This window comes from Cutibacterium avidum 44067, from assembly GCF_000367205.1.
Lineage (GTDB): Bacteria > Actinomycetota > Actinomycetes > Propionibacteriales > Propionibacteriaceae > Cutibacterium > Cutibacterium avidum.
In genome coordinates this window covers 2,038,193-2,058,145 of sequence record NC_021064.1, presented here as the reverse complement: position 1 = coordinate 2,058,145, position 19,953 = coordinate 2,038,193, and the positions used below count along the sequence as shown (strand labels likewise).

The following is a 19,953-nucleotide window of genomic DNA, read 5'->3' as shown; positions in this document are numbered from 1 at the left end:
GACGGCACCCGCGGGGGCGCGCTACCGCGCCCAGGTTCCCGTCATGGACGGGTCGTTGTCGGGATTGTTGAGGGCCGGATGATGCGGATCAGCCGGGGGCTGGGACCGACGACGGCGCCGCTCGCGCGGGACGGCCTGGCCAGCACCCCAGGAGGCCAGGGTCGCCAGCCGGGAGCGCAGATCCTTCGGCAAGGTGAACGGGCGAGCGATGAGGGCTCCGAAGCTGCCGCCCACGGCCAGCGCCACTCCCACCAGCAGGGCCTCCAGGAAGAGGGTCCAGCCGTCGCCCGTGGCGACGCCGGTCCCGTTCTGGGCGTTGACGATCATGTACAGCGCTCGGTACATCATGACGCCAGGCATCAGGGGGACGATGGCGATCGTCACCAGACCGAGTTGCGGCACCCTCCAACGTCGGGCACCCAGGGCGGCGATGATGCCAGCGACCATGGCGCCGAGTCCCGAGGCAGCAGACACCGATCCCGTCAGCTGCATGCCAATGATGTAGCCGCCCCACGCGGCAGCTCCCAGTACCGCGCAGATGGCCAGGGTGCGGTAACCAGCGTGGGAGGAGATACCGAAGGTGACGGCGATGACAGCTGCGCAGACCATCTGCAGGATGGGATCGGTCGAGAATCCCAGGGATGGCGAGATGTATCCCGGTACGCCTAGTCGCAGTCCGACCCACATGACGGTGATGACACCGAGGATGATCCCGCCGGTCTGCACGAACCCCTCCAGGAATCGTCCCGAACTGGTGACGACGTAGCCATCGAGAGCGTCCTGGGAAGCAGCGACGAAGGAACCTCCCGCCAGCAGGGAGACCATTCCGGATGCGACGATGAGAGAGGGGGACAGCGGAATGGTGTGGTGGGAGGCCGCCATGTACACCATGACGAGCAGGGCGAAAGCAGTGGCGATGCCCGCGCCGGCAGCTTGGGTGAAGAAGTTGGTGATCCTCCTGCGCGCCATGGCCTGCACGGTGGCGTCGACGATGCACGTGGAGAAGAAGCTCAGTACACCGTCCATCGGGGCGCCACCGAAGAGAGTCGACAACCCGGCCCCCATGAGGCCCACATTCAGGGTGACGAACCACTGCCGGTACAGACGCGGGCTGCGGGTGATGGCGGCAAGGCGATCAGCGGCCTCCTCCAGCCCAACGGTCCTGGCGCAGATGTCGTCGACGAGGAGTTGGAGCTCACCGAGACGCTGGTAGTCGTTGCTGCGGGAGCGCACGACCCGCAGCGCGGTGATGGGGTCCTCCTCCAGGCCGCGATGCTGGGTGACGATGACGGAGGTGTTGGTGATGTCGATGTGAACCGTCACCCCGTAGGTCGCGGTGATGCGCAGGGCCATCGCGATGGCCTCCGAGACCGAACCTCCGACCGAGATCGCCATGACGGAGACCCTCGTCACGAGATCGACGACCCGTCGAGCCTGCCGCGTCGCCATGTCGGAGTTGCCCGGGTTGAGGGCGAGGGTGGTCTCCATCGGGGTCGCGGCTCGAAAGAACCGCTCCAGGGGGACGCGACGGGCACGGTGAACTTTGGGAGGCCCGGATCGACGGCTCTGCGGAGCGGTCGTCTCCGGCGAGGTCGTCGCCGACGGCGGCAGGGTCCACGACGTCGAGGCGGTGCGCACCGGGCCGAGCCGGGTCGGGCTGTCATCCTCGGCCGGAGGTTCCGGCGGAGTCGGATGGGTTTGGGACGTCGGCTGAGCGGATGCCTGGCCGGGGCGGAAGATGCGAGCGTCGATACCGTCAGCGGTGAGCGGGATGGGCTCGTCCCCGTGCCAACGACGAGACGACGCGGACCCGCTACGAGCGCCCTCCTGCTTCCTCGCCATCGGCCAGTACCCCCTCCGCACAAAGCGCCCCGCAGAAACCATTGTGATGGTCCCCACCGACGGTACCCAAACCGTGCGGGTGACCGGGCGGGTTCAGCACGGGCAGATAGGGTTGGGAATGTGCTCATCGCCACTGATCTCGACGGAACATTCTTACGCCCGGACGCCACCGTTTCTGCCCGGAATCTCGCGGCTCTCGAGGCTGCCGAAGCAGCCGGGGTCCACGTCGTCCCGGTGACGGGGCGAGCCATCGGCGGGCTACGAATCCTCGGTCCGGTTTTCCGTCAGTACGCCTTGGTCAGCAACGGTGCCGTTGGGGTGGACCTGTCCACCGGTGCGACCCTCTTCACCAAGACGATGTCGGCCTCGACCGTCAGGGCTTACGTCGATCGGCTCACCGCCGAGATCCCGGGTACAGTCTTCTGCGCGGAGATCGGGGACTCCTCAGTCTTCCTCGTTGAGGACGGGTATGACGACATCGTCCCGCCGTTCGAGTCCAAGAACGACCCCGCTGAGCATGTCCTCGTCAGTCGCGACGAACTGTGTTCCACCGAGGCCGTCAAGCTCATGATCGTGCACCCGAGCGTCCCCGCAGCCGAGGTCTACGAGCGGTCCAGGCTTCTCGACGCCCCCGGAGTCCACTCCACCTGGGCGGGATTCACGGTGACCGAGGCCGGACCCGCCGGCGTCACCAAGGCCAGTGGCCTGGAGCACATCTGCAAGGTCCTCGGACAGGACCGCGCCGACGTCGTCGCCCTGGGTGATGGTGCCAACGATGTCGAAATGCTGCAGTGGGCTGGAACTTCCTACGCGATGGGTGGTGCGAAGCCGGAGGCCGTCGCCGTTGCCGATCTGCGGGCACCGTCGTGCGTCGAAGACGGATTCGCCGTTGTCGTCGAGAAGATCTTGGCATCCCGATAATCTCGCAGTGTGTTGATCGCGACAGATCTCGACGGGACCCTGCTGACCCCTGAGGGCACCATCAGCCCTCGTACCCGTGATGCCATCCGTGCTGCCGAGAGGGTCGGGGTGCCGGTGGTGCCGGTCACCGCCCGGCAGATCTACGGCATTGAGAAATGGCGGGACGACCTGGGCCGGTGGGCGCTGTGTTCCAACGGCGCCATTTGCTGGGATCTCCAGGCCCACACGGTGCTCTTCCGCCAGCTGATGTCGGCTGCCGTGGCGAATGAGTTCGCCCACCGTCTCCTTGCTTCTGCTCCCGGCATCCGCTTCTTGACGATTAAGGACGACGGTCTCACCTTTGCCTCCCAGCGTGGTTACGCAGGGTTGACGACCTTCGCCGACCACTCTCGCGACCCCTCGGATATGCCGGCCCTGGACCTCGACGAGGTCCTCGACGGGGACTGCCTCAAGATGGTGGCTCGTCACCCCAGCCTGCCCATTGAGGAGCTCGCTGCCCGTGCCGCCGGTGTCGGGATGACCGACGAGGTCCACGTCACCACCTCCGGCAAGCCGATGCTGGAGATAAGTGCTAAGGGGGTCACCAAGGACTCTGGTCTGGCGATGCTGTGCGATCACCTGGGAATCGATCAGCGCGACACCGTCGCCTTCGGGGATGGGGCCAACGACGTCGAGATGTTGGAGTGGGCAGGGGACTCCTACGCGATGGCCAATGCGGTGCCGTTGGCGGTCGAAGCGGCCCGCCACCGGGCGCCGTCGAACGCCGAGGACGGGGTTGCCAAGGTCGTCGAGGAGTTGCTGGCGGTGAGAGAACAGGGTGACGAACGATTCGACGCTCGTAATGGCAGTTGGCGAGCGTAATCCTGAGTTTTGGGCCGGTGATCTCGACGGCGGTGTCGGGGATCGGGTTCTTGCCCTTTTTCTTGGGGCAGCCACATACCCGGTTGCGTGCCTTTTCGTCATGGCTTCTGTCCGTGCTGGCATCGGCAGTCTCACCCCACCACCACCGGCTCTCCGCCGTGACTGACCTACACCGTTTCGCGGGGAAAATGAGGTGAGGCACGGTCTCTCGTACGCGGGAACCCATGAGTGTCGTCACCGTATTGACTGCAACCAATGTCTGCGAATACGCTCGCCTAGCGATGATCCGCCCAGGGGCGGCGGGCACTAGGCTACGAGGGCTAGCTGTATGAAGAATCGAACGGTTGCAGGCGTGACAATAGCGGCCACTTGTCTCGGCGTAATTGGGTGCGCTACGGCATGGGCAGAAACTCCAGATGGGGCTAAGAACACGTACATCTCCAACTGGGCGGTGGGGCATGAATCGTCTAAGTGGAATGATCCTAACCGGCATGACGGCAGGACTAGCCTCTCGCACTACACGAAGTGTTCGCCCGCGCCCGATAGTGCCGGTGTGATTCCTAAAACCGCAACGTACAATCTGCGTCAGGGAAGGGACTTTAGAGGCTCTTCAGGATTGAGGGTGTAGTTGTGGCTGGACTGTGTGAGAGTCTGCTGTAGTTGCCCTGTGGGGCTGGGGTGCGTGGAGGGAGGACCCTGCGCGAGGATCGGAGTGTCTAGATCTGTCCTCGTGAATCGCAAGGTCCTCCATGAACCACGCTACCTTCGGCGCTCCTGACCTGACCACATTTGCCCGTCTCGATGAACTCGGTCTGGAGGTCACCGGTCAGCTGATCAGTGCCGAGGAGGCGGTCCTGGCCTGCCGGGTCGTCGAGACCGACGAGTGGTGCCACCGGTGCGGATGCCAGGGGATCCCTCGTGACACGGTGGTCAGGCGCCTGGCCCATACTCCTTTCGGGCACCGGCCCACGATCCTGGCTGTGCGGGTGCGCCGGTACCGGTGCACCGGCTGCGGGCGGGTATGGCGCCAGGACACCAGTGCTGCCGCCCAGGCGAGGGCGAAACTGTCGCGGGGTGGGCTGGCCTGGGCACTGGAGGGCCTGGTACTCGATCATCTGCCGGTCTCGAGGATCGCCGCATCCCTGGGCGTGGACTGGACCACCGCCAATGATGCGGTGCTGGCCGAGGGCACCCGTCGGCTCATCGACGACCCGCACCGCTTCGACGGCGTGGAGGTCATCGGGGTCGACGAGCACGTGTGGCGCCACACCAGAGGCGGCGACAAGTACGTCACCGTGATCATCGACCTGACACCGCTACGCGACGGCACCGGGGCCTCCCGGCTGCTCGACATGGTGGCGGGCCGCTCCAAGAAGGTCTTCAAAACCTGGCTGGCCGGCCGTGACCAGGCCTGGCGCGACCGCATCGAGGTGGTGGCCATGGACGGGTTCACCGGCTTCAAGACCGCAGCCGCCGAGGAACTGCCAGCCGCGGTCGAGGTGATGGACCCCTTCCACGTCGTCCAGCTCGCCGGCGACCAGCTCGATGTCACCCGCCAACGCGTCCAGCAGGACACCACGGGCCATCGGGGCCGCAGGGGCGACCCCCTGTTCGGGGTCAGGCTGACCCTGCACACGGGCCGGGACCTGCTCACCGACCGGCAGGCCGCCCGCCTCGACGCTGTGCTCGCCGATGACGCCCACGCCCCGGTCCAGGTGACCTGGGCCGTCTACCAGGAGGTCGTGGCCGCCTACCGCGCCGAAAACCGTGCCGAGGGTCGGGCGATCATGGCCCACCTGATCGACGCGATCGCCACCAAAGTCCCCGCCGCACTGCCCGAAGTGGCCACCCTGGGCCACACCTTGAAGAAACGGGCCGCCGACATCCTGACCTACTTCGACCACCCGGGGACCTCGAACGGCCCTAGTGAGGCCATCAACGGCAGACTCGAACACCTCCGCGGCATCGCCCTGGGCTTCCGGAACCTCACCCACTACATCACCAGATCCCTCCTGGAGACCGGAGGATTCAGACCCCGACTACACCCTGGATCCTGAAGAGCCACTTTAGACCAGATGTAAAATTCGGTGACAAGACGCTGTCGTGCGCGAAGACAGGTTCCGCTTACTGTGGGCTCCTGCCTGCCGGAACTTACAGATTCCGGCTAGTTGGCCTGACGGGGGGATCTACTACGTGGTTGAAGCTTTCTGTTCGTGATTTCCGGATCCGATGGTGACCCGGACACTACAGCTTGAAGGGGTTCATTTCTCCTATCCGCGACGCAGATCCCGGCTTTTTACTGAACTGAACTTGATTCTGGGTGATATGGGGCCGACGGTTCTTTTGGGCCTTAATGGAGCGGGGAAGACCACCCTGCTGCGGTTATGTGCGGGCGAACTTCGGCCCTCTGCGGGGTTAATTGCTGTGGATGGAGGCAAGGATCCCCGCTCTGTTGTGTCTCTGATGCCCCAGCAGATCAGGCCAATTCCTGGATTCCGGGTGGTTGAACAAGTCGCATATTCAGCTTGGCTTGGCGGGTGTAGTTCATCCCAGAGCGAGAAGCGGGCAGTTATGGCGCTAGAGGCAGTCCAATTGGAAGACCACCTTAAGGACAAGCCCAATCAGTTGTCAGGAGGACAGCTGCGTCGAGTTGGTCTGGCTCAAGCTCTGGTAGGCGGACAGCCGATTGTTTTGCTCGATGAGCCGACCGCTGGCCTTGATCCAGCGCAGAAGCACGTATTTCGGAATCTGCTCACGGAACTCGGCGCTACTCGTAGTTTTGTGGTGTCCACTCACGACACTTCCGACATTGACTCAATGTACAACAGGGTCGTGATATTGCATGAGGGGCATATTGTCTACGACGGATCGACCGATGAGTTCCTGATGCATGGTGCGGGATCTTCTCATGCAGCAGAGGCGGCATTTCTCGATGTCGTGGGTGCATCGGAGCAGGCATCATGACGTGGCGTCTCCTGCTCCGGCGATCTTATGGTGTGCGTCTTTTGCCGGTAATGCTGCTCATGTGGTGCTATGGAGCATTTGGGAATCCTCCGGCACACTCAACTATTGAGCGAGCTTCCAGCACACTTTACGCATTCATGATGGTTGCGGGGCCCGTCGCACTGAGCACTTGCTTGGAACTTCGGAGATTTACCGAAGGTCAGATTCTAAAGAGATTATCCAAGCGGTCTCGGTTGAGAATTGTGGCGCCGTGGTGGGCAATTGCTGTTCTTCCCTCCGCAATGGCTGTAGGTGTTTCAGTTCTGCTTTCAGGATCTGGGGATCAAATTGTAAGAATGTCATTGATTGGTGTTGTCTGGATGCTCGCGTGGGGTGTCTTTGGTGCCGTGATTGGAGTGTCATGGCCATTGGCATTGGCAGCACCGACAGCTCTTGGGGTCCCATTTGTGCTCGTTTTGTATGGCCCGGCCGTATCGGTACTGGAATTGAGGTATCTGGTTGGCTATTACATGAGCTGCTGCAATGTGGGGGAGATGCTAGATCCGCGAGTCCTTGTGGCCGGTATGACGATGGCATGCGGCGTTCTTGTCGTGTCGATGATGGCGCTCATTGCGGGTAGAGAGCGCCGTCATCCAAATGCCATCGTGACCGTGGTCTTGATTATCGGGCTGGTCTCAACAGTGTTAATTGGGTTCCGTGAGGTGGAGGGTGTGGGTGCTCTCCCTGCCGTGCCTCGAACTGGAACACAGACGTGTTTGAAGGACCCCACGGTGTGTACCTGGGGGCCGCAGGACCTCCAACTCCTGGGTCCCATAGTGCAGAAGGCAGATGCTGCGTGGAGGGCTAACGGGATTCATGTTCCAAGGGAATATCGGCAGGGCACTGGACAATCGACTCAAACAACCGTTTGGTGGTCGGCGTCAGCAGAGAATGCGTCTGGATCGGCAGGACCCACACTGTCAGCAGTCGCAGATGGCATGGCTGTTGCTCCATGCCAAGCTCGTAAAGACCAAGTGGAGATCTGGGTGGAAGATGTCCAGGAGCGTGTTGTCGCTTGGTTGGTGGAACATTCCGGCATCGAGGCGCGAGACGCGACATTGTCCCCAGAGACTCGTGAGTGGTTGAAATCCATCGATCGATTGCCGATCGAGAAACAGGCCAGCATTATTGAACAAGATCGAGCCCGGCTTCGGACATGTTGAGCCGTAATGTGGTGCTGGGCTGGAGGGCATGGGCGCGAAATCGGTCCCTGTTATCTTTGCTTGCAGCTACTGTGGTTTGTTGTGTCCTCATCGGGCTCACTTCCGAGGTCATGGTCACGATCCCCCCGTTTTTGACCGGGAGCGGTGTTGACGTTCCTAATGCCGCCGTAGTTCCCTTGTGCGTGGTCATCGTGCAAGGTTGGTGTCTTTCGCGGCGTGACACGCGGCTGGAAGTAGGATCGGGACGGCGGACTGCACTTGCCGATTGCCTCTTGTCAATGACGTCGGCCGTGCTTCTTGGAACCGTGGCATATGTGGGAGATCTTCCCGTCGGAATGGTTGCCACGCGAAATATTGTCGGATTGTCTGGGGTGACCCTTTTCGCCAACGCACTTGGTGTCAAGAGGCTGTCAGCCCTACCTGCCACTATCTGGGTCCTCATGAGTCTTGTGGCGGGGAGCACCACGAGTCTCGAAGCTCTGTGGTCTTGGCCGGTGAAGGATCGCACAGATGCATTGTCTGCAGTGTTCTCAGGGACCCTTTGCCTTCTGGGGATCTCTACTTCGCTGGTGAGGTCTCGCCATGTGGTGTAGCCGTGGGTGATCCGCTTGGACGGGGCCAACTGGCCGGTATGGGCAGGTAGGGTTCCTCCGGGGTCCGTGGCTGACTCTGAAACCTGCGTGCCACCGGCGTTTGTGGTACGACGCCTCGATCACGTGTCTACGTGCGGGCAGGCGGATACCCCGGGTGTGTGGCATTTCGGTACATGATGGTCGTTCGTGGCGTCGGTGGTGGCAAAGACGCCGTGGAGCGACGTCATTGCCACCGTGCCCGGAGACCTGCCACAATTCTCTCCAGTTGGAGTAAGATGCTTGCGACCGCAAGGCAGTGATGGGGCGATCACCTCGGAGCCGCCGGAAGAACAGGTACGTGCACACACCACCTCAGTAGAACCGGCAGCGATCGACGAACCGAGAGGCCGACGTCGTCGACGTCGCGCAAGGAGGGTGGTACCGCGGGTACCCGGAGAATCCGGTGTGCTCGTCCCTCGGAGACCCAAGACGAAGGATCCACCCGCCGCGATGACCGATGTGAACTCAGTCCGCCCTGACAACTGCCGGCAGTACAACAGCGTGCCTCCGCAGATTGACCTTCCCGCGATGGACCACGAGATCATGGATCTGTGGGCCCGGGAGCACACTTTCGAGAAGTCCTTGGAGGCCACCAAGGACGGTCAGCCGTGGACCTTCTTCGAGGGTCCGCCGACCGCCAACGGTCAGCCTGGTACCCACCACGTCGAGGCTCGCGTCTTCAAGGACGTCTTCCCCCGCTTCAAGACCATGCAGGGATTCCGCGTCGACCGCAAGGCCGGCTGGGACTGCCACGGCCTGCCTGTCGAGCTGGCCGTCGAGAAGGAGCTGGGGTTCTCCGGCAAGCCCGACATCGAGAAGTACGGCGTCGAGCCCTTCAACGCCAAGTGCCGTGAATCCGTCACCCGCCACGTCGACGCTTTCAGCGAGCTCACCGAGCGAATGGGCTACTGGGTCAACATGGATGAGGCGTACTGGACGATGAACCCGTCCTACGTCGAGTCGGTGTGGTGGGGCCTCAAGCGGATCTGGGACAAGGGTCTGCTCGGCGAGGACCACCGCGTCGCTCCGTACTGCCCGCGGTGTGGCACGACCTTGTCCGACCACGAGCTGGCCCAGGGCTACCAGGACGACCGCGACCCGTCGATCTTCGTCCGCTTCCCGGTGACCTCGGGCCCACTGGCCGGTCGCGCCAAGTTGCTGGTGTGGACGACCACCCCGTGGACCCTCATCTCGAACACCGCGGTCGCGGTGCATCCCGAGGTGCGTTACGTCGTCGCTCACCAGAATCCGGTTCCCGAAGGTTCCGACGCCGTCGCCACCATCTCCGGGGACGACCCGGTCTCCGAGGACCTCGTCATCGCCGAGCCGCTCTTTGAGAAGGTGCTGGGTGAGGGGTGGAGCCTGACCGGCGAGTCCTTCATGGGTACCGAGATGGAGTTCTGGGCCTATGAGCGTCCCTATGACTTCCTGGAGTGGCCCAGGACCGAGCGCGTCACCACCGACGGCCGTCCAACCCCTGCTGACGCCAACTTCGTTGTCCTCGCCGACTACGTCACCACCGAGGACGGTACCGGCCTGGTCCACCAGGCTCCGGCCTTCGGCGCCGACGACCTGCTGACCTGCCGTCGCTACGGCCTGCCGCTGGTCAACCCGATCCGTCCCGACGGCACCTTCGACGAGTCGGTCCCGATGGTCGGTGGGCAGTTCTTCAAGACTGCTGACAAGCCGCTGTGCGACGACCTCGACAAGCGCGGAATCCTGTTCCGACTCGAGATGCACTGGCACTCCTATCCGCACTGCTGGCGCTGTGACACCCACCTCATCTATTACGCCCAACCGTCGTGGTACATCCGCACCACCCGCGTCAAGGAGCAGCTGCTCGAGCAGAACGAGGGCACCACCTGGTACCCCGAGACGATCAAGCACGGCCGCTTCGGCGACTGGCTCGAGAACAACATTGACTGGGCCGTCAGCCGCTCGCGCTACTGGGGCACCCCGCTGCCACTGTGGCGCAACGACGACGATCCCTCCGACGTCATTTGCGTTGAGTCCCTGGCTGAACTGTCCCAGTATGTCGGACGCGACCTCACCGGAATGGACCCGCACCGTCCGTTCATCGACGAGGTGACCCTCACCCGTGACGGTCACACCTACCACCGCGTCCCCGAGGTGGCCGACGCCTGGCTGGACTCGGGCTCGATGCCCTTCGCCCAGTGGGGTTACCCGCACGTTCCCGGTTCCAAGGAGAAGTTCGAGGCCCATTACCCGGGCGACTTCATCTGTGAGGCCATCGACCAGACCCGTGGCTGGTTCTACACCATGATGGCCGTCGGAACCCTCGTCCTTGACGAGTCCTCGTATCGCAACGTGCTGTGCCTGGGCCACATCCTCGCCGAGGACGGCCGCAAGATGAGCAAGCACCTGGGCAACATCCTGCTGCCCATCCCACTCATGGACAAGCACGGTGCCGACGCGGTGCGCTGGTTCATGGCCGCTGACGGTTCCCCATGGAGCGCTCGTCGCGTCGGTGACGAGACCATCCAGGAGACAGTCCGCAAGGTCCTGCTGACCTACTGGAACACCGTCAGCTTCCATGCCCTGTACGCCCGCGCCAATGACTGGTCCCCGGCCACCGCTCCCGCGGCTCCGGCCGTCGCCGGGCGCCACGTCCTGGACCGCTGGCTGGTCAGCGCCACCAACGTCCTCGTCCGTGAGGTCACCGAGGCACTGAACAACTTCGACACCCAGCGCACCGGAACCCTCATCGCCCAGTTCGTCGACGAGATGTCCAACTGGTATGTGCGTCGCTCCCGGCGTCGCTTCTGGGACGGCGATCAGAGCGCCCTGTGGACCTTGCACGAGACCCTCGAGACACTCACCCGTCTGATGGCCCCGATGGTCCCGTTCATCACTGAGCGCGTCTGGCAGGACCTCTTCGTGACGACGAATCCTGGGGGCCAGACGTCGGTGCACCTGTCGACCTGGCCGGTTGCCGACGAGTCCGTCATCGACGAGTCCTTGACCGAGTCGATGGATCTGGCCCGACGCATCGTCGAGTTGGGTCGTGGCGCTCGCGCCGAGGCCAGGGCCAAGATCCGTCAGCCGCTGTCGCGTGCCCTCATCTCGGGTGCCGCCCTGGCCAAGCTGGACGAGGATCTGCAGGCCGAGATCCGTTCCGAGCTCAACGTCATGGCCTTGGATTCCTTCACCGCGGCCGGCGACCTCGTCGACCACTCCGCGAAGGGCAACTTCCGGGCACTCGGCAAGAAGTACGCCAAGGCCACCCCGAAGGTCGCTGCCGCCATCGCCGCTGCCGATCCGGAATGGCTGGCCTCCGAGCTGGCCTCCCACGGCTCGGTCGAGCTGGAGGTGCCCGAGGTCGAGGGCGGCAGGGCGGTCGTGACTGCTGACGAGGTCATTGTCTCCGAGCGTCCGCGTGAGGGGTGGAGCGTCCTCAACGAGCAGGGTGAGACGGTGGCCCTGGATCTGGAGATCACCCCGGAGCTGGCCCGCTCCGGTCAGGCCCGTGAGGTCATCCGGTTCATCCAGGACAGCCGCAAGAAGGCCGGCCTGGACGTCTCCGACCGCATCTGCCTGTCCTGGCAGGCTGACGGTGAGCTGGCGGTGGCAATCGAGGAGCACCTCGACGAGATCACCGGCGAGGTGCTGGCCACCTCGGCCAACCGCGGCGAGGCTGACGAGCAGTGGTCCCGCGACGAGGAGCTCGGCCTCGCCGTGAAGGTCGAGAAGGTTTGATGGACCCATGACATCGGGCGGCCACCCTTCAAAGGTGGCCGCCCGATGCACGTTGTCAGGGGGAGAATCGGGGTCAGGATCAGGACGGCAACTCGGTGTCGTCGTGATTCTTGACGCCGAGCTGGTCGAGGATGTTGGCCATCGTGCGAGCTACTGCCAGGGTGGCATCCAGCGGCATTGTCTGGCTCTCGGTGCGCCCAGCCCGCAGGCACTCGCAGACCTCGATGAGCTCGTGGGCATAACCACGTCCCAGGGCAGGAGTGTTGTGGACCTCCGGGATGACCCCGCGACGATGGATGAGGATGCGGCTGGGATGGTGGAACCGGGGCTCCACCTCGATCCATCCGTCAGTGCCCTGGATCGTCATGCGTCCTGGGCCGTCGGAGGTCAGGGAGATCGCCAGTGTGGCGAACTTGTCCTTCGGGAAGGTCAGCAGCATGGAGGCATCGGAGTCGACGCCATTCGGGAAGTGCTTGCCACGAGCGATGACCTCGGTGGGTTCACCGAGGAGCCGGATGGCGAAATCGAGGGCGTAGACACCGAGGTCGAGGGTCACTCCGCCACCTAGCGCAGGCGAGAAGAGACGGTCCTCCGGGTCATAATCGCGCAGGGCGAACAAGTCCCCCTGAACACCTGTCGGCTCCCCGATCGCACCGCTGTTGACGGCGTCGATCATCTCGGTGACGACGGGAAGGAATCGGGTCCACATCCCCTCCATCGCGAAGACCTCGTGAGCCCGAGCAGCCTCGGCCATTTCGGTCGCTGCCTCGGCGGTGGCAGCGAAGGACTTCTCGACCAGAACGGCCTTGCCTGCCTCGATGGCAGCCAGGGCGATCGGGCGGTGCTGAGGGTGTGGAGTTGCCACATAAATGACGTCAACGGCGGGATTGGCGATCATTTCGGCATACGAGTCATGGACGTTGGGACGGGGTGTGCCGAGGCTCTGGGAGACCAGATCGGCGAAGGCATCGGCGCGCGCGATCGACCTCGACGCGACGGCGGAAATGCGTGCTCCAGGGACGTGTGCGAAGTCGTCGAGAACCGTGCGGGCGATGCGTCCAGTGCCCGCGATTCCCCAACCAATGGTGGCCGTGGTGTCCATGACACAACTCTAGACGTCGGTGTGAGCAATACCACGATTTGCCCCGATGCGCAGTCGATTCGGGGGCGCTGTGCCTTGTCAAAAGGCATCCGTACCGCGTACCGTGAGGCTCGTGGGAAGCAACGAAGCTGACGATTGGACACTCCTCGCGAACTGCCGCGGTATGGCAGATGCCCTCTTCCCGGACGGGAAGGAGCAGCGCCGCGCCAGGCGGATCTGCACTGATTGCCGCGTGCGTCCCGAGTGCCTTGCCGAAGCCCTGGACAACCGCCTCGAGTGGGGAGTTTGGGGAGGCATGACCGAGCGCGAGAGGCGACGCCTGTTGCGCGAGCGTCCGGACGTGACGAGCTGGCGCGACGTGTTGCTCGCCGATCAGGGCTCTCAACCGAAAACCGCTAGGGTGAAGTCATGACTCGATGGGAGTACTTCACGGCACCGATTCTGGTGCACGCCTCGCAGCAGATCCTCAACAACTTCGGAGCCGACGGCTGGGAACTCGTCCAGATCGTCGCCGGCCCCAATCCGGAATCACTGGTGGGCTACTTCAAGCGCCCGCTGCCTGACCAGGAGCAGTCCCGATGAGTGCCACGACGAAGTGCGCTGAACTGGGAATCACTCTCCCGTCGGTTGCGGCTCCGGTGGCCGACTACGTGCCGGCCATCCAGACTGGGGCACAGATCCTGACCTCTGGCCAGCTGCCCTTCGTCGACGGCGAGCTCACCGCCGTCGGCAAGGTGGGGGACACCGTCTCCGCGGAGCAGGCCACCGAGGCTGCACGTACTGCGGTCCTCAACGCGATCGCGGCTGCCGCTGACGTTGCCGGTGGACTCGATGCCATCAAGCGCGTCGTCCGGGTTGTCGTCTTCGTCAACTCCGCTCCGGACTTCACCGGCCAGGCCGGTGTCGCCAACGGCGCCTCCCAGCTGCTCGGACAGATCTTCGGTGAGCACGGCCGTCACGCCCGCAGCGCCGTCGGTGTGGTCACCCTGCCGCTCGGATCGGCCGTCGAGGTTGAGCTGACCGTCGAGGTCTGATCACCCAAGGATCACCACAGCGTCCGAGGTCAGGTTTCGTACTTGGCCCCGGACGCTTTTCTCGGTCTCGGATCCTCTTGGGGGAGCGGCCTTCTGAGGGCTCAGTTGGCGCGCGCCGTGAGCTTCTCCGGCTCCATGATCGTGACGACCTTGGGACGTGCGGCGATCCAGCCGTGAGCGGTGAAGTCGGTGAGAGCCTTGTTGACGGTCTCACGGGAGGAACCAACGGCCTGCGCGAGTTCGTGCTGGGTGAGGTCATGACGGACGACGATGTGACCTGTCGACGGGTTCGCGGTGCCGAACCGGCGTGCCAGGTCGAGCAAGGTGTAGGCCAGACGGCTGGGAACGTCACCGGAGACGAAGTGGGCGGTGTTGTCGTCGGCCCGACGCAGTCGCTCCGAGAGTCGACCCAGCATGGCCAGGGCGACATCGTGGCGGGTCTCGACGAGTTCGCGCATCTGCATGCCAGGTGCCTTGAGCAAGCTGCAGCGGGTGAGGGTAGTGGCCGTCGTGGAGCGCATGCCGCCGTCGACCAGTGACAGTTCCCCGAACATGTCGCCGGGGCCCATGAGCCACAGCAGCGAGTCTCGAGGGGTGAGGTCTTCGGCAGTGGTGGAACGGGTGAGTTTCACCTTGCCCTCGACGACGAGGTAGAGGTTGTCGGCTGGGTCGCCGGCCTCGAAGATCACCGTGTTTCGCGGACAGACCAAGGCCTCACACATCGCCATGATCCGGGCGGCCGAGGCGGGGCCGAGAGCTGCGAAGAACGGTTGGGTCGCCGCTGTTGCCACCACATTTGCCATCCGAACATCTCCCCTCATGAGCACCTGCATCGTCCGGCCATCGGCGGTCGGGTCACCGTATGCATGTCCCTATATTGTGGCAGGTGTCACATTTTGTGATGGCACGGGGGTCATTTTCTCCTTCTATGCTTGGAATCATGGCAGCCACATCCACCACCTTAGTGCGTCGGGATCAGTGTAGGGAGCACGCTGACGAGGTGGCCAGGTTGTTGGCCGAGGCCTACCCGGATGCGCGATGCGAATTGGACCACGACGGCCCCTACCAGCTCCTCGTCGCCACCGCGCTGTCAGCCCAGACGACCGACCGACGGGTGAACACCGTCACTCCCACCCTGTTCTCCCGCTGGCCCGACCCACAGGCCCTCGCGAGCGCTGACGTCGGCGAGGTCGAGACGGTCGTGGCACCCCTGGGATTCGGGCCGACCCGAGCGGTGCGGCTGGTCTCGATGGCCGCAAAACTCGTTGACGAGTTCGACGGCGACGTCCCGGAAGGCCTCGACTCCCTGGTGACCCTGCCAGGCGTGGGCCGCAAGACCGCCAATGTCGTCCTCGGCAATGCCTTCGGAGTCCCCGGGATCACCCCGGACACCCACGTCATGAGGGTGTCGCGACGACTCGGCTGGACCGACGCGACCACCCCGGCGAAAGTGGAAACCGATCTCGCCGGCCTCTTCGACCCGAATGACTGGGTGATGCTGTGCCACCGCCTCATCTGGCACGGTCGTCGTCGCTGCCATTCCCGACGCCCAGCATGTGGGGTCTGCCCAGTGGCCGAATGGTGTCCCTCCTACGGCGAGGGACCGACCGACCCCGGGGAGGCTGCCGCCCACGTCAGGGAGCCGCGACGATGAAGAAGACGATCATTCTCGGCGCGGTGATGGCCGTCGCCATGCTGGCTGGTTGCGGTGGAGACGCCGACGTGGCCCATCGACGCAACAAGGTCGGCGTCCCGGACTGCTCCCATCTGTCCTCAGGGCCCATCTCCAAGACCTCGGGGACGGCCGCGGAAGGTCGGCCGATGCCTGACGTCGGCCTGCAATGCCTCGGCGAGGGACCGACGGTCTCGATGGCCAGGGCAACCTCCAAGGGAGTCACCCTGGTGACGGTGTGGGCGTCGTGGTGCCGGCCCTGCCGCAGCGAGGCCCCTCTCATCGCAGACGCCTACCGTCGTTATCACGACCGGGTCGCTTTCCTCGGGGTCGACTACGCCGAGTCCGACGCATCCGAGGTCATCTCCTTCGCCGGCGAGGTCGGCCTGGCCTTCCCGCAGCTTCAAGATCCTGACAGCACCATCCGAGGCGCATGGCAGGTCAGCGGGGTCCCCGTCACCTTCATCGTCAGGGACGGCATCATCGTCACCCGTCACAGCGGTCAGTGGCGCTCCCAGCAGGAACTCGACTCCGCCATCGACAAGGCTCTCGAAAGGCCGTCATGAGTCATCTGAGTACCCTCATCGCCAGCCTGGGCCGCGACGACCCCGATTTCTCGGTGGGACGTCGTCCCGGTGGTGGACGGTCCTCAGCAGTACTCGCCCTCGTCAGCGAGACCGACAATGACATCATCCTGACGCGACGCCCGCTGTCCTTGCGTCACCACGCCGGCCAGGTCGCCCTGCCGGGGGGACGCGCGGAGGAGGCTGATGACACCATCGTCGACACAGCCCTGCGGGAGGCTCGTGAGGAGGTCGGGTTGGACCGAGGTCTCGTCACCGTCAGGGGAGTGCTCCCGACGGCCCACGTAGCAGCCAGCCAGTCCGACGTCACCACCGTTGTGGCCACCTGGGGAGGGGAAGGGGCCGTCGGGGTCGTGGATCCCGCCGAGGTCGCCCTGGTGCAGCGCGTCAGGCTGGCGGACCTGGCCAATCCGGCTGCTCGGGCCACGACCCGTCACCCGTCGGGGTATCGCGGGCCGGCTTTCGTGCTGCCGGACCTCTTCGTCTGGGGATTCACCGCTCACGTCCTCGAGTCCTTGCTCGACCGCGGTGGCTGGTCGCGTCCGTGGGACCGAGAGCGCGTGGTGGAGATTCCGGAGGGCTATCTGGGGGCTCGTCGTCTGCCGGAGGGCACCACTCCCGACGACATCCCCTGATCCTCGAGGTCAGAGCACGAGATCAAGGTGCACAAAACGACGCTGACCCTCCCACAGTGCCGTGGGAGGGTCAGCGTCAAACCTGAGTTCAGTGGCGGGTAGCCGTGGCGCCGCTGGCGCGGCGAGGGGCGGCAACGCCAGTGGCTGCTGACGCGGCATGCGAGGACACCTCGTTGGCGTCGATGCTGCTGCGGGCAGTGGCGTTGTACTTGCCACGGGCAACGGCCGACTTGACGGCCTCGAGGGTCGACTTGGCCTCGTCGACGACGCCGGTAGGGGCCTTGACCTGGGAGATCTGGCCCTTGCCGACCAGGGCAAGGATGCCGGCCAGGATGAACATGACGACGGCCATTGTCGCGAAACCAACGACCAAGGACAGCAGGATGCTCCAGTCACCGATGTGCTGCCACATGAGGGAGAAGGCGAAGGCACCGCACAGCCAGAGCAGCAGTGCGCCGACGATGCCGAAGTAGCCAGCGCCGCCGAACATGCCGGCACCAATCCCAGCGTGCTTGGCTGCAGGCTTGATCTCCGCCGTCACCAAGGCCTTGGAGTCCTGGACGAACTTCTGGCCGTCCGTCTTGAGGTTGTCGATCGTGTCGCCAACCGGGAGCTTGTCTGCCATGGGATGCCTCCGCGTCATGAATATGGTGATCTCAGCCTAACGGGAATCGGTCCGATCTGCTGTATTCGGGTCGAGTTGTCGTCGAGGGAACAGGGTCAGTCGGTGTTGTTCGAGGTACCGGCAGCCACCGGAACCTCGTGAGGATGCTTCTCCTCCCACAAGCTGTGCCTCTTGCCGCGATGATGGAGCAGGGCACCTCCGAGGATGGCTGCCAGGAAGGAGGCCACGAGCACGGAGGCCTTGGCTTCGTCGGCGAAGTCGTGGTTCTTCGGGAAGGACAGGTCGGTCATGAGCATCGAGACGGTGAATCCGATGCCGGCCAGCATGGCGACCGCGATGATGTCGCGCCACACGACGCCTCGCCCCAGCTCGGCAGAGGTGAACCGGGCAGTCAGCCAGGAGCCTAACGTGATGCCGATGACCTTGCCGCCGATGAGGCCGCAGATGATGCCCAGGGAGATGGGGTGGGTCCACAGACCGAGGAAGGTCTCCTTGCTGACCTGCACTCCGGCGCTCATGAGGGCGAAGAAGGGGACGACGGCACCAGCGGACCACGGTTCAACCTTGTGCTGCCAACGGTCGACGGGGTCGTCGAGGACGTCCTCCTCGGTGCGGGTGAGCAGACCGAAAGCGACACCGGCGATGGTGGCGTGGACACCGGAGTGCAGCATGCACCACCACCCGACGATGAAGATCGGGACGTACCACCAGCCGTTGTCGACGTGGAAGTGCTGCATGACTCCCCACAGGGAGATACAGACGATCGCGCCCAGGAGCCACCAGATGTCGATTCCGTTGGAGAAGAAGACCGCGATGACGATGATGGAACCGAGGTCGTCGGCGATGGCCAGTGTGAGTAGGAATGCTCGCACGGCCTGTGGCAGTCCAGATCCCACGATGGCCAGTACTGCCAGGGCGAAGGCGATGTCAGTGGCCATCGGGATGGCCCAACCTGCTGGATGTCCGTCGGCGGACAGTAGGTTGAACAACGTGTAGATGCCGGCCGGGAACACCATTCCGCAGACGGCGGCGACGATGGGAACCAGGGCGTCGGCGGGTCGTGACAGTGAACCCTCGACGAACTCTCGTTTGAGTTCGAGGCCTGCGATGAAGAAAAAGATCGTCAGCAGACCGTCAGCTGCCCACCCCTCGATCGTGAGAGGACCAACGGTCAACTCGCGGAAGAAGTGGTACGAATGCTGACCGAAATTGGCCCACAAGAGGGCTGCGACCGTGGCTGCCAGCATGAGCATGCCGCCGGTGGTCTCGTTTCGGAAGATGTCGGACAGGTGAAGGGCGTTGGGGCCCGTCACTGGCCGCAGGATGCTCATGTGAGGTCGCTTGTTCTTGTGGGAATCTGTCATAAATGCCTTTCGCGTACCCGCGCCACAGGCTCAGCGGGGATAGGGGACAGGGTCACGCCGACCAGACTTCCCGGCACACCTCGTTGAAAATGGTACCAAGTGGGTGTGACGTCACCCATCGATGTTCATTTCGTGGACTGACGGTGTCGTTACGCCATGAGTGGGCGTCAGAGAGTGATGGTGAGCCCGTTGTCGTCAGGACGGATGGGGGTGGTGAGTTCGTCGTGATCGACCCAAGCCCGCCAGCATTCCAGCTGGTAGGGCAGTCTCAGACCACTCATGCCGGCGGAATCGTCAGCAAGAGCAGCGACCTTGGTCAGCAGCTCGGAGCGAGAGTCGGTGTCGAGGTCCTGGACAGCAGGAAGATTGGCCGCCATGGCGATGAGGGAATCCCGATCGACCGGAACCCAGAGGCGCTTCGTGGTGTGCTCATCGTCGGGGAAGTACTTGCTGGAGACGAGTTCCTGCACCGACTCAGTGCCGTAATCGCCACTCATGGCGCTTTCGTCAACAGTGCGCAACAGGGCTGCCAGCCTCTTGACCCACGGGACGGTGTCGTCACGCACCAGCCAGGAGACACCGAGGACGCTACTGGGTCGCAGGACGCGGGCGACCTCGGGCAGCACGAGTCCGGGAGCGAGCTCGTGGAATCGCTGATGTACCAGGACGGCGTCGAAGCTACAGGGGTTGAGGGGTAAGGACTCGGGCGATCCGCAGACAGCCATGACGCCGGGAGTCCGGTTGAGCTTTGCTGCCGTCTCAGGGTCGCGATGGACGGCCAGCACGTCGACCCCGTGA

At 64.0% G+C, this 19,953-nt stretch carries 19 protein-coding genes; 13 read left to right on the top strand and 6 right to left on the bottom strand.

Annotation, left to right across the window (positions count from 1 at the left end):
• Window positions 1-21: 21 nt before the first annotated feature.
• Window positions 22-1,488 carry a threonine/serine exporter family protein gene (locus PALO_RS09530; RefSeq protein ID WP_041710324.1) on the bottom strand — a complete coding sequence of 489 codons (1,467 nt, stop codon included), beginning with the start codon at window positions 1,486-1,488 and terminating at the stop codon, window positions 22-24.
• A gap of 474 nt (window positions 1,489-1,962) precedes the next feature.
• Between PALO_RS09530 and PALO_RS09525 the strand changes: the two genes are divergently transcribed.
• From PALO_RS09525 to ileS, 7 genes are all read left to right on the top strand, one after another.
• On the top strand, window positions 1,963-2,763 hold the full coding sequence (locus tag PALO_RS09525; RefSeq protein WP_015583369.1) for an HAD hydrolase family protein: 801 nt from the start codon (window positions 1,963-1,965) through the stop codon (window positions 2,761-2,763).
• A gap of 9 nt (window positions 2,764-2,772) precedes the next feature.
• Complete coding sequence (locus PALO_RS09520; protein WP_015583368.1) at window positions 2,773-3,624, top strand: Cof-type HAD-IIB family hydrolase; 852 nt, start codon at window positions 2,773-2,775, stop codon at window positions 3,622-3,624.
• A gap of 749 nt (window positions 3,625-4,373) precedes the next feature.
• Window positions 4,374-5,681: an ISL3 family transposase gene (locus tag PALO_RS09515; protein WP_015582132.1), complete on the top strand. Its 1,308-nt coding sequence runs from the start codon at window positions 4,374-4,376 to the stop codon at window positions 5,679-5,681.
• Window positions 5,682-5,853: 172 nt separating this feature from the next.
• Window positions 5,854-6,588: an ATP-binding cassette domain-containing protein gene (locus PALO_RS09510; RefSeq protein WP_041710139.1), complete on the top strand. Its 735-nt coding sequence runs from the start codon at window positions 5,854-5,856 to the stop codon at window positions 6,586-6,588.
• Window positions 6,589-6,638: 50 nt separating this feature from the next.
• Entirely contained in the window at window positions 6,639-7,790 is a 1,152-nt protein-coding gene (locus tag PALO_RS09505) for a membrane protein (protein WP_036902195.1), read from the top strand.
• Window positions 7,791-7,801: 11 nt separating this feature from the next.
• Entirely contained in the window at window positions 7,802-8,383 is a 582-nt protein-coding gene (locus PALO_RS12125; protein ID WP_080564894.1) for a hypothetical protein, read from the top strand.
• A 489-nt stretch (window positions 8,384-8,872) separates the two neighbouring features.
• The gene (gene ileS, locus PALO_RS09500; protein WP_015583365.1) at window positions 8,873-12,139 is read left to right on the top strand and encodes an isoleucine--tRNA ligase; all 3,267 of its coding nucleotides are present in this window, start codon (window positions 8,873-8,875) and stop codon (window positions 12,137-12,139) included.
• A 79-nt stretch (window positions 12,140-12,218) separates the two neighbouring features.
• Here the strand turns inward: ileS and PALO_RS09495 are convergent, their stop codons facing one another.
• Window positions 12,219-13,241: a Gfo/Idh/MocA family protein gene (locus PALO_RS09495; protein WP_015583364.1), complete on the bottom strand. Its 1,023-nt coding sequence runs from the start codon at window positions 13,239-13,241 to the stop codon at window positions 12,219-12,221.
• Window positions 13,242-13,353: 112 nt separating this feature from the next.
• On the opposite strand from PALO_RS09495, the gene PALO_RS09490 reads away from it, so the two are divergent.
• The 3 genes from PALO_RS09490 to PALO_RS09485 are packed head-to-tail and all read left to right on the top strand — an operon-like array spanning window position 13,354 to window position 14,275.
• Complete coding sequence (locus tag PALO_RS09490) at window positions 13,354-13,653, top strand: WhiB family transcriptional regulator (protein ID WP_080564865.1); 300 nt, start codon at window positions 13,354-13,356, stop codon at window positions 13,651-13,653.
• Window positions 13,650-13,823: a Sp36 family protein gene (gene sp36 / locus PALO_RS12235; RefSeq protein ID WP_004810369.1), complete on the top strand. Its 174-nt coding sequence runs from the start codon at window positions 13,650-13,652 to the stop codon at window positions 13,821-13,823. Before PALO_RS09490 ends, sp36 begins: the two co-directional genes overlap by 4 nt.
• The gene (locus tag PALO_RS09485) at window positions 13,820-14,275 is read left to right on the top strand and encodes a RidA family protein (RefSeq protein WP_015583362.1); all 456 of its coding nucleotides are present in this window, start codon (window positions 13,820-13,822) and stop codon (window positions 14,273-14,275) included. The genes sp36 and PALO_RS09485 overlap by 4 nt, the downstream gene beginning before the upstream one ends.
• Before the next feature lie 101 nt (window positions 14,276-14,376).
• On the opposite strand, the gene PALO_RS09480 is transcribed toward PALO_RS09485, so the two are convergent.
• Window positions 14,377-15,108, bottom strand: a complete 732-nt coding sequence (locus PALO_RS09480; RefSeq protein WP_004810371.1) for a Crp/Fnr family transcriptional regulator — start codon at window positions 15,106-15,108, stop codon at window positions 14,377-14,379.
• Window positions 15,109-15,203: 95 nt separating this feature from the next.
• Here PALO_RS09480 and nth point away from each other — a divergent pair, with 95 nt between their 5' ends.
• From nth to PALO_RS09465, 3 genes are read left to right on the top strand one after another with little or no spacing between them, the layout of a single operon-like run.
• Window positions 15,204-15,929, top strand: coding sequence for an endonuclease III (nth, locus tag PALO_RS09475; protein ID WP_041710137.1), 726 nt, complete (start codon window positions 15,204-15,206; stop codon window positions 15,927-15,929).
• Window positions 15,926-16,513, top strand: a complete 588-nt coding sequence (locus PALO_RS09470) for a TlpA family protein disulfide reductase (RefSeq protein WP_015583359.1) — start codon at window positions 15,926-15,928, stop codon at window positions 16,511-16,513. Before nth ends, PALO_RS09470 begins: the two co-directional genes overlap by 4 nt.
• Window positions 16,510-17,166 carry an NUDIX hydrolase gene (locus PALO_RS09465; protein ID WP_004810374.1) on the top strand — a complete coding sequence of 219 codons (657 nt, stop codon included), beginning with the start codon at window positions 16,510-16,512 and terminating at the stop codon, window positions 17,164-17,166. Before PALO_RS09470 ends, PALO_RS09465 begins: the two co-directional genes overlap by 4 nt.
• 88 nt (window positions 17,167-17,254) lie before the next feature.
• Here PALO_RS09465 and PALO_RS09460 read toward each other — a convergent pair whose 3' ends face one another.
• The 3 genes from PALO_RS09460 to PALO_RS09450 form a co-directional block, all read right to left on the bottom strand.
• Window positions 17,255-17,791 (bottom strand): phage holin family protein, encoded by a 537-nt coding sequence (locus tag PALO_RS09460; RefSeq protein WP_004810375.1) that lies wholly within the window; start codon window positions 17,789-17,791, stop codon window positions 17,255-17,257.
• 95 nt (window positions 17,792-17,886) lie between these two features.
• Window positions 17,887-19,155 carry a Na+/H+ antiporter NhaA gene (nhaA, locus tag PALO_RS09455; protein WP_015583358.1) on the bottom strand — a complete coding sequence of 423 codons (1,269 nt, stop codon included), beginning with the start codon at window positions 19,153-19,155 and terminating at the stop codon, window positions 17,887-17,889.
• Between the two features lie 167 nt (window positions 19,156-19,322).
• Window positions 19,323-19,937, bottom strand: a complete 615-nt coding sequence (locus PALO_RS09450) for a methyltransferase domain-containing protein (RefSeq protein ID WP_231097143.1) — start codon at window positions 19,935-19,937, stop codon at window positions 19,323-19,325.
• Between the last annotated feature and the right edge of the window lie 16 nt (window positions 19,938-19,953).